At 66.7% G+C, this 8,792-nt stretch carries 7 protein-coding genes; 4 read left to right on the forward strand and 3 right to left on the reverse strand.

Annotation, left to right across the window (positions count from 1 at the left end; genetic code table 11):
* Window positions 1–160 precede the first annotated feature (160 nt).
* Complete coding sequence (locus QMZ26_RS20815) at window positions 161–1,345, forward strand: mechanosensitive ion channel family protein (RefSeq protein WP_283222542.1); 1,185 nt, start codon at window positions 161–163, stop codon at window positions 1,343–1,345.
* 61 nt (window positions 1,346–1,406) lie between these two features.
* Here QMZ26_RS20815 and QMZ26_RS20820 read toward each other — a convergent pair whose 3' ends face one another.
* From QMZ26_RS20820 to typA, 3 genes are read right to left on the reverse strand one after another with little or no spacing between them, the layout of a single operon-like run.
* Window positions 1,407–3,029, reverse strand: a complete 1,623-nt coding sequence (locus tag QMZ26_RS20820; protein WP_283222543.1) for an amidase — start codon at window positions 3,027–3,029, stop codon at window positions 1,407–1,409.
* 41 nt (window positions 3,030–3,070) lie between these two features.
* Window positions 3,071–3,538, reverse strand: coding sequence for a DUF2127 domain-containing protein (locus tag QMZ26_RS20825; protein ID WP_079220768.1), 468 nt, complete (start codon window positions 3,536–3,538; stop codon window positions 3,071–3,073).
* Window positions 3,539–3,547: 9 nt separating this feature from the next.
* Window positions 3,548–5,395, reverse strand: a complete 1,848-nt coding sequence (typA, locus tag QMZ26_RS20830; protein WP_049456418.1) for a translational GTPase TypA — start codon at window positions 5,393–5,395, stop codon at window positions 3,548–3,550.
* Between the two features lie 249 nt (window positions 5,396–5,644).
* Here typA and QMZ26_RS20835 point away from each other — a divergent pair, with 249 nt between their 5' ends.
* From QMZ26_RS20835 to QMZ26_RS20845, 3 genes are all read left to right on the forward strand, one after another.
* Window positions 5,645–6,136: a peptidylprolyl isomerase gene (locus tag QMZ26_RS20835; RefSeq protein WP_079220769.1), complete on the forward strand. Its 492-nt coding sequence runs from the start codon at window positions 5,645–5,647 to the stop codon at window positions 6,134–6,136.
* A 117-nt stretch (window positions 6,137–6,253) separates the two neighbouring features.
* A complete protein-coding gene (locus QMZ26_RS20840; RefSeq protein WP_079220770.1) occupies window positions 6,254–7,240 on the forward strand; it encodes a malate dehydrogenase in 987 nt (328 codons plus the stop codon).
* A 317-nt stretch (window positions 7,241–7,557) separates the two neighbouring features.
* Complete coding sequence (locus QMZ26_RS20845; RefSeq protein ID WP_283222544.1) at window positions 7,558–8,172, forward strand: RluA family pseudouridine synthase; 615 nt, start codon at window positions 7,558–7,560, stop codon at window positions 8,170–8,172.
* Window positions 8,173–8,792: the final 620 nt, after the last annotated feature.

Below are 8,792 nucleotides of genomic sequence, written 5' to 3' on the forward strand. Positions count from 1 at the left end.
GTGAGCGGCATGGATGCCGCGACCAAGCCCCCATGGATGGGTTTACGGCGTCCCCCTCAACCGGACCCACCCCGCCATCCCACGGAATGCAGGCTTTTGACGTTGACGTTGCCTCTGCGGGTGCAGGGCGCCAGCCCTGCATACAAAACAGTCATGCGCCATGCGCGACCCTGTCCATTCGCGTGTTCGAGTGGAGGTGGCAAGCGTGCACTGGCAGCACATGCAGGCCTATGCGTGGCCGTTGGGACTGGCGCTGGTGATCGGTGGCATCGGTGCCTGGGTGATCCTGTGGATCTATCACCGGCTGAAAGGGCGCGATCGGCGCCGTGCGCGCATCGGCCGTGTGCTCGGCCTGCCACTGGCCACGGCATTGCCGCTGCTGCTGCTGATTCCCGCGCTGCAGGCGACGCCATTGCAGGATCCGCTGCTGGGCAATCTGCAACGGGTGCTGCATATCAGCCTGGTGGCGTGTTTCATCTGGCTGCTGGTACGCGGTGTCAGTGCCATCGAGCGCGCCATCCTGCGCAGCAACCCGATCGATGTGGCCGACAACCTGGAAGCGCGCCGCATCCAGACCCAGACCCGTGTGCTCAGCCGGGTGATCATGGGCGGCATCATCGTCCTCGGTGCCTCGCTGGTGCTGCTGCAGTTCGACATGGTGGCGAAGGTCGGTTCGGCGCTGCTGGCGTCGGCCGGCCTGATCGGCCTGGTGGCCGGTATCGCGGCCAAGCCGGTGTTCGGCAACCTGATCGCCGGCCTGCAGATCGCCGTGACCCAGCCGATCCGCCTCGATGACGTGGTGATCGTGGAGGGCGAGTGGGGGCGCATCGAGGAGATCGGCAGCAGCTACGTGGTGGTGCGCATCTGGGATGAGCGGCGGATGGTGGTGCCGTTGACCTGGTTCATCGAAAACCCCTTCCAGAACTGGACGCGACGCAGCGCCGACCTGCTCGGCACCGCGTTCTTCTGGCTGGACTACCGCGCGCCCATTGCGGCGATCCGTGCCGAACTGGAGCGCATCTGCCGCGGCGAGGCGCTGTGGGATGGCCGCGTGTGCGTGACCCAGGTGACCGACACCAGCGAACGCGCGATCCAGGTGCGCCTGCTGGTCAGTGCGCGCAGCTCCGGCGATGCCTTCGACCTGCGCTGCCTGGTGCGCGAACGGATGCTGGATTTCCTCGCCCGCGAACATCCGCAGTCGCTGCCCCAGGTGCGTGCGCGCCTGCAGCACGAGGATGAGCTGGACATGCCGCGCGGGCCGCGTGCGCGCACGGCGGACGTGCGTTCGCCTGGTGCGGAGGATGGTGAGGCGGCCATCGTGCCGGGGGAGCCGACGGATCGGTAGTGCCGGCCGCTGGCCGGCAACCCGGGATCTGCCGGCCAGCGGCCGGCACTACCATTCGAGATTACGGATCGCCGGCGTCGATCAGGGCGTCGGTGGCAAACCGCGGCGGCTGCCGCGCGCGGGTGCGCTGTTCGTAGGCGTAGGCCATCTCGATCAGCTTCGGCTCGCTCCAGGCGGTGCCCATGAACAGCAGGCCGGCGGGCAGGCCGTCGATCTGCCCCATCGGCACGCTCAGGCTGGGGTAGCCGGCCACGGCGGCGGCGCTGTAGCTCTCGCCCGGGAAATCGTCACCGCTGCTGCGCAGCGGCCAGGCGATGCCGGTGGTCGGGGCGATCAGGCCATCGAGCTGGTGTGCCGCCAGCACCGCGTCGATGCCCTCAGGGCCCGCCAGGCGCCTCGCGTCGCTGCGTGCACGGATGTAGGCGGGGTCGGCCAGCCCGGCGGTGGCGTCGGCCTCCTGCAGCAGCTGCTGGCCGAACAGCCCCAGTTCCTGCTTCGCATGGGCCTGGTTGAAGGCGATCAGCTCGGCCAGGCTGCGCATCGGGGCCTGGTAGGTGGCGAAGTAGCGCTCCAGCCCGGCCTTGAATTCGTACAGCAGGACGGTGCGCTCGGCCTCGTCCCAGGCGCCCTGGTTGGGCATGGCCACCGGCACCACCACCGCACCGGCGCGGCGCAGCTCGGCCACGGCGTGGTCCATCAGCGGCGACATGCCACGGTATTTCAGCAGTGGCGTCTGCAGCAGGCCCAGGCGCTTGCCGCGCAGGCCCTCCGGGTCCAGCCGCGCGGTGTAATCGTAGACGGCGCGGCCAGGCATGGTGGCGGTGGCCGGGTCGGCATCATCGCGGCCGGCGATGGCGGTCAGCACGGCGGCCGCATCGGCCACGCTGCGGGTCATCGGCCCGGCGGTGTCCTGGCTGAAGGAGATCGGGATGATGCCCTCGCGGCTGACCAGGCCGACGGTGGGCTTCAGCCCGACCACGCCATTGATGGCCGCCGGGCAGACGATGCTGCCGTCGGTTTCGGTGCCGATCGCCACGCTGGCCAGGTTGGCGGCCACGGCCACCGCGCTGCCGCTGCTGGAGCCACAGGGCGAATGGCTGAGGCGGTAGGGGTTGCGGGTCTGGCCGCCGCGGGCGCTCCAGCCGGAGATCGAGTCGTTGCCGCGGAAGTTGGCCCATTCGCTGAGGTTGGTCTTGCCCAGCACCACCGCGCCGGCCTCGCGCAGGCGGCGCACCAGGTAGGCGTCGCCGGGCTTGAAGCCCTGCAGCGCCAGCGAGCCGGCCGTGGTGGCCATGGGCGCGGCGTTGATGTTGTCCTTCAGCAGCACCGGGATGCCATGCAGCGGGCCGCGCAGGCGGCCTGCACGGCGCTCGCGGTCGCGCTCGGCCGCTTCCTTCAGGGCATTGGGGTTCAGCTCCAGCACCGCGCGCAGGCGCGGCCCGGTGCGGTCCAGGGCGGCAATGCGCTTGAGGTAGGCGGCGGTGAGGGTGGCGCTGTCCAGTTCACCGCTGACCATCCGCGCCTGCAGGTCGGCCACGTCGGTTTCGGCGTAGGGGAAGGGCACGTTGCTGCTGCCAGGTGTGGCGGCGTGCGCCGCAGGTGTGGCCGGACTGCAGCCCACGGCAAGCAGCGCGGGCAGGGCCGCGATCAGGCAGGTCAGCAGGGAAGGCAGGAACGGGCGCATCGGACGGCTGGGTCGGCTCCAATCGTCAGTGTAGCGGCTGCTCAGTGGCGGCGCTTGCGCAGGTCGCGGGCGAGGACGTAGACGACGATCAGGTTGATCGCCAGCACGCTCCAGGACGCCCAGCCGGGATGGCGGAGCACCGCGTAGATGTCGAAGGGCAGGTAGATCGAGGCCGTCAGGCAGCCGAGCCAGGAGGCCCAAGCCTTGGCCTTCCACAGGCCCCAGGCTTCGACCAGGTGCAGCAGGCCGTAGCCGATCATTGCCGCTGCGGCCAGGTGCACCGCGTCGGGACTGATCATGTTCAGCAGCGAGGGCAGGGTGCCGTGATCCGGGTCCAGGCTGAAACGCCGGATCAGGGCATTGACCCCATCGCGAAGCGGCTGCGGACCGAGCATTTCCAGCCCGGTCGCAGCCAACAACGCCAGCATCGCCTTGCTCGCTTCGAGCAGGGCGATGACGTGGAGACCCGGATGCCGGTGCGGATCCGGGTTGTAGCCGTTCTGGCTCACGGGTCAGGCTCAGCCGCCGCGCGAAGCCTTCTTGCGGTCGCTTTCGGTCAGGAACTTCTTGCGCAGGCGGATCTCCTTCGGGGTGATCTCGACCAGCTCGTCGTCCTCGATGAAGTCCAGGGCCTGTTCCAGCGAGTACTTGATCGCCGGGGTCAGCTGGATCGCATCGTCCTTGCCCGAAGCGCGCATGTTGGTCAGCGGCTTGGTCTTGATCGCGTTGACGGTCAGGTCGTTGTCCTTGGAGTGGATACCGACCAGCTGGCCTTCATACACGTTGTCGCCTTCAGCGGCGAACAGCTTGCCGCGTTCCTGCAGCGGGCCAAGCGAGTAGGCCGGCGTGGTGCCCGGCGCATTGGCGATCATCACGCCGTTGATGCGCTTGGCGATCGCGCCCTGTTCCTTCGGACCGTAATGGTCGAACACGTGGAACAGCAGGCCCGAACCCTGGGTCAGGGTCTTGAACTCGTTCTGGAAACCGATCAGGCCACGGGCCGGGATCGAGTATTCCAGGCGCACGCGGCCCTTGCCGTCCGGCTCCATGTTCTTCAGCTGGCCCTTGCGGGTGCCCAGCTTTTCCATCACGCCGCCCTGGTGGATTTCTTCGATGTCCACCACCAGCTGTTCGATCGGCTCCATCATCTGGCCGTCGATTTCCTTGATGATGACTTCCGGGCGCGACACGGCCAGCTCGTAGCCTTCGCGACGCATGTTCTCGATCAGCACCGACAGGTGCAGTTCGCCACGGCCGGAGACCAGGAACTTGTCGGCGTCTTCCAGCTGTTCGACCTTCAGGGCCACGTTGTGGACCTTTTCACGGTCCAGGCGGTCCTTGATCTGGCGGCTGGTCAGGAACTTGCCACCGGACAGGTCCTTGTTGCCGGCGAACGGCGAGTTGTTGACCTGGAAGGTCATCGAGATGGTCGGCTCGTCGACGGTCAGTGCCGGCAGCGCTTCCGGGGTATCCGGGTGGCACAGGGTGTCGGAGATGGTCAGCTCCGGAATACCGGAGATGGCGACGATGTCACCGGCTTCGGCGGTGTCCTGCTCGATGCGCTCCAGGCCCAGGAAGCCCAGCACCTGCGCGACCTTGCCGTTGCGCTTCTTGCCTTCACGGTCGATGACCGCGACCTGCATGTTCTTCTTCAGGGTGCCGCGCTGGATGCGGCCGATGCCGATGACGCCCACGAAGTTGTTGTAGTCCAGCTGGCTGATGCGCATCTGGAAGGCGCCTTCCGGATCGACTTCCGGCTTCGGCGCATGCTGCATGATCGCTTCGTACAGCGGGGTCATGTCACCGTCGCGCACGGTGTCTTCCAGGCCGGCGTAGCCGTTCAGGGCCGAGGCGTAGACGATCGGGAAGTCCAGCTGCTCGTTGGTGGCACCGAGCTTGTCGAACAGGTCGAAGACCTGGTCGATGACCCACTCCGGACGCGAGCCCGGGCGGTCGACCTTGTTGACCACGACGATCGGCTTGAAGCCCATCGCGAAGGCCTTCTGGGTGACGAAGCGGGTCTGCGGCATCGGGCCGTCCATGGCGTCGACCAGGATCAGCACGGTGTCGACCATCGACAGCACGCGCTCGACCTCGCCGCCGAAGTCGGCGTGCCCCGGGGTATCGACGATGTTGATCCGGTTCTTGATGCCGGTCTTCTTGTCTTCCCAGGTGATGGCGGTGTTCTTGGCCAGGATGGTGATGCCGCGTTCCTTTTCCTGGTCGTTGCTGTCCATCACGCGCTCGGCGAGGACGGTACGCTCGGACAGGGTGCCGGACTGCTTCAGCAGCTGGTCGACCAGGGTGGTCTTGCCATGGTCGACGTGGGCGACGATGGCGATGTTGCGAAGGTTTTCGATGGACATACGAAAGGGGGCCAGTCGGCGCCGGATTTGGAAAAAGAAGTCCAACATTATACGTCGAAGTTGACGATTCGCGAAAACCTTGATTTCAGGCCCGGCCAGAGGCCCATTCAGGGGCCTGCCCGGGCTGGCTGAACGGCGCCCCCCGGCCGGCGGGACCGGTCCCGTTGGCCCATGGTCGAAGGCGCCGCTGCCACGAGCCGGGTGTAAACTAGGTGGCTAGACGCAACCCCATCTGCATCAAGGATCTTCATGTCCCTCATCGCCACTTTCGACACCACCCAGGGCCCGATCAAGGTCGAGCTGTTCGCCGACAAGGCGCCGCTGACGGTTGCCAACTTCGTCAACCTGGTCAAGCAGGGCTTCTATGACGGCCTGATCTTCCACCGCGTGATCGCCGACTTCATGATCCAGGGCGGCTGCCCGCAGGGTCGTGGCACCGGCGGCCCGGGCTACAAGTTCGAGGACGAGAAGAACGGCGTGAAGCACGAGGTCGGCTCGCTGTCGATGGCCAACGCCGGCCCGAACACCAACGGCAGCCAGTTCTTCATCACCCACATCAAGACCGACTGGCTGGACGGCCGCCACACCGTCTTCGGCAAGGTCCTGGAAGGCCAGGCCATCGTCGATTCGGTCAAGCAGGGCGACGTGATCCATTCGATCACCCTGGAAGGCGACGTCGACGCCGCGCTGGCCGCACAGGCCGACCGCGTCGCCGAGTGGAACAAGATCCTCGCCGCCTGATCCCCCTTCGAAACGGCCACCCCTCGGTGGCCGTTTCCCTGTTCCCCGCCGCCCGCCAGGCCTGCGTGCCACGCCCGCGGCGTTCCATCCAACGCTTGCAAGCAAGAGGAAACCCCCATGAAAGCACCCGTTCGTGTTGCCGTGACCGGCGCTGCCGGCCAGATCGGTTACGCCCTGCTGTTCCGCATCGCCTCCGGCGAAATGCTGGGCAAGGACCAGCCGGTCATCCTGCAGCTGCTGGAACTGCCGGTCGACAAGGCCCAGGCCGCCCTGAAGGGCGTGATGATGGAGCTGGAAGACTGCGCCTTCCCGCTGCTGGCCGGCATGGTCGGCACCGACGACGCCGAAGTGGCCTTCAAGGATGCCGACATCGCCCTGCTGGTCGGCGCGCGTCCGCGCGGCCCGGGCATGGAGCGCAAGGACCTGCTGCTGGAAAACGCCAAGATCTTCACCGCCCAGGGCGCGGCGCTGAACAAGGTCGCCAGCCGTGACGTGAAGGTGCTGGTGGTCGGCAACCCGGCCAACACCAATGCCTACATCGCCATGAAGTCGGCCCCGGACCTGAAGCCGGAAAACTTCACCGCCATGCTGCGCCTGGACCACAACCGCGCGCTGAGCCAGCTGTCGACCAAGCTCGGCAAGCCGGTCGGTGGCATGGAGAAGCTGGTCGTGTGGGGCAACCACAGCCCGACCATGTACCCGGACTACCGTTTCGCCACTGCCGATGGTGCCTCCATCGCCGATGCGATCAACGACCAGGAATGGAACGCCAACACCTTCATCCCGACCGTGGGCAAGCGCGGCGCGGCGATCATCGAAGCCCGTGGCTCGTCCTCGGCTGCTTCGGCCGCCAACGCTGCCATCGACCACGTGCGTGACTGGGTGCTGGGCAGCAACGGCAAGTGGGTCACCATGGGCGTGCCGTCCGACGGTTCCTACGGCATTCCGGAAGGCGTGATCTTCGGCTTCGCCGTGACCACCGAGAACGGCAAGTACACCCTGGTCAAGGATCTGCCGATCGACGACTTCAGCCAGAAGTACATCGACAAGACCCTGGCCGAGCTGGAAGAAGAGCGCTCCGGCGTCGCCCACCTGCTGGGCTGATACCGGCGTTGACCGGTAGGTGCCGGCCGTTGGTCGGTACGTGATCCAGAAGGTAGGTACCGACCGTTGGTCGGTACGTGATCCAGAAGGTAGGTACCGACCGTTGGTCGGTACGTGATCCAGAAGGTAGGTGCCGGCCGTTGGTCGGTACGTGATCCAGAAGGTAGGTACCGACCGTTGGTCGGTACGTGATCCAGAAGGTAGGTACCGACCGTTGGTCGGTACGTGATCCAGAAGGTAGGTACCGACCGTTGGTCGGTACCAGGCAACGGGGAAGCTCAGGCTTCCCCGTTGCTGTTTGAGGGCCAGGGAGACTGATGATCCACCTGCATTACATCGACGACGCACTGCTGGTGGCCGAGAAGCCGGCCGGCCTGTTGTCCGTGCCCGGCCGCAGCGAAGAAAACCAGGATTGCGTGGTGGCGCGGCTGCAGGCGCTGTACCCGGATGCGTTGACCGTGCATCGCCTGGACCAGGTGACGTCGGGCCTGCTGCTGCATGCGCGCGGCAAGGCGATGCAGGCGGCATTGTCGATGCAGTTCGAGCAGCGCAGTGTCAGCAAGCGCTACGAGGCGGTGGTGCAGGGGCTGCTGGAGGCAGAGGCCGGCGCGGTGGACCTGCCGTTGATCGTGGACTGGCCGAACCGGCCGAAGCAGCAGGTCGACCACGAACGTGGCAAGCCGGCGCTGACGCGGTGGCGCGTGCTCGCCCGCGATGTGCAGGCGCAGCGCACGCGCGTGGCGCTGGAGCCGGTGACCGGGCGCAGCCATCAGTTGCGGCTGCACATGGCCAGTCTTGGCCATCCCATCGTGGGTGATGTGCTGTATGGCGCCACGCCGGCGCAGCGGGTGCACCTGCATGCGTGCGCGCTGGCGTTCAGCCACCCGGTGACGGGGGCCGTGCTGGCGTTCGAGTCCGCGGCTCCGTTCTAAGGGGTTCGGCAGGGCTGCGCCCTGCACCTGCTCAATGCAACGTCAACGGCCAAATCCAGAGCGGCATTCCGTGGGATGGCGGGGCACTGTGGGTTAGCGGGGACGCCGTAAACCCCCCTCCGGGGTCCGGCCCAGCCGCTGGCGGCTGGGCGTTCGGGCGCTTGCGAAGCAGTGCTTCGCAAGCAAGGCGCCCTCACCCATGGGGGCTTGGTCGCCGCATCCATGCGGCTCACACCCCGCAAACCCACAGTGCCCCGCCTTCGACAGTTGGCCGGCGGCTGTTGGTGGGTGCCGACCGTTGGTCGGCACATCTGTCAGATATCGAATTAATTCATCCACGCATGGCGTGGCTCTACTGGCAACGCCGGCTGTTGGTAGGTGTCGACCGTTGGTCGACACATCTGTCAGACATCGATATCCGACCCCGTGCCGACCAACGGTCGGCACCCACCATCAGCAGCAGGTTCCGACAGATCGCGGGGAACTGTCGAAGGCGGGGTGGGTCCGGTTGAGGGGGTGTGAGCGGCATGGATGCCGCGACCAAGCCTTATCTGATTGGAATCTGGCAGCGTAGGTGTCGAGAGCCGGCGTGGGCCGCCGTATGAGCCTGGATCTCGACG

It is taken from the genome of Stenotrophomonas sp. PFBMAA-4 (assembly GCF_030053215.1).
Taxonomy (GTDB): Bacteria; Pseudomonadota; Gammaproteobacteria; order Xanthomonadales; family Xanthomonadaceae; genus Stenotrophomonas.

What these genes read in the sequence shown, in the direction of transcription:
- QMZ26_RS20815 (WP_283222542.1), top strand. Translation starts at nt 161, where the DNA reads ATGCGCGACCCTGTCCATTCGCGTGTTCGAGTGGAGGTGGCAAGCGTG.
- QMZ26_RS20820 (WP_283222543.1), bottom strand. Translation starts at nt 3,029, where the DNA reads ATGCGCCCGTTCCTGCCTTCCCTGCTGACCTGCCTGATCGCGGCCCTG.
- typA (WP_049456418.1), bottom strand. Translation starts at nt 5,395, where the DNA reads ATGTCCATCGAAAACCTTCGCAACATCGCCATCGTCGCCCACGTCGAC.
- QMZ26_RS20835 (WP_079220769.1), top strand. Translation starts at nt 5,645, where the DNA reads ATGTCCCTCATCGCCACTTTCGACACCACCCAGGGCCCGATCAAGGTC.
- QMZ26_RS20840 (WP_079220770.1), top strand. Translation starts at nt 6,254, where the DNA reads ATGAAAGCACCCGTTCGTGTTGCCGTGACCGGCGCTGCCGGCCAGATC.
- QMZ26_RS20845 (WP_283222544.1), top strand. Translation starts at nt 7,558, where the DNA reads ATGATCCACCTGCATTACATCGACGACGCACTGCTGGTGGCCGAGAAG.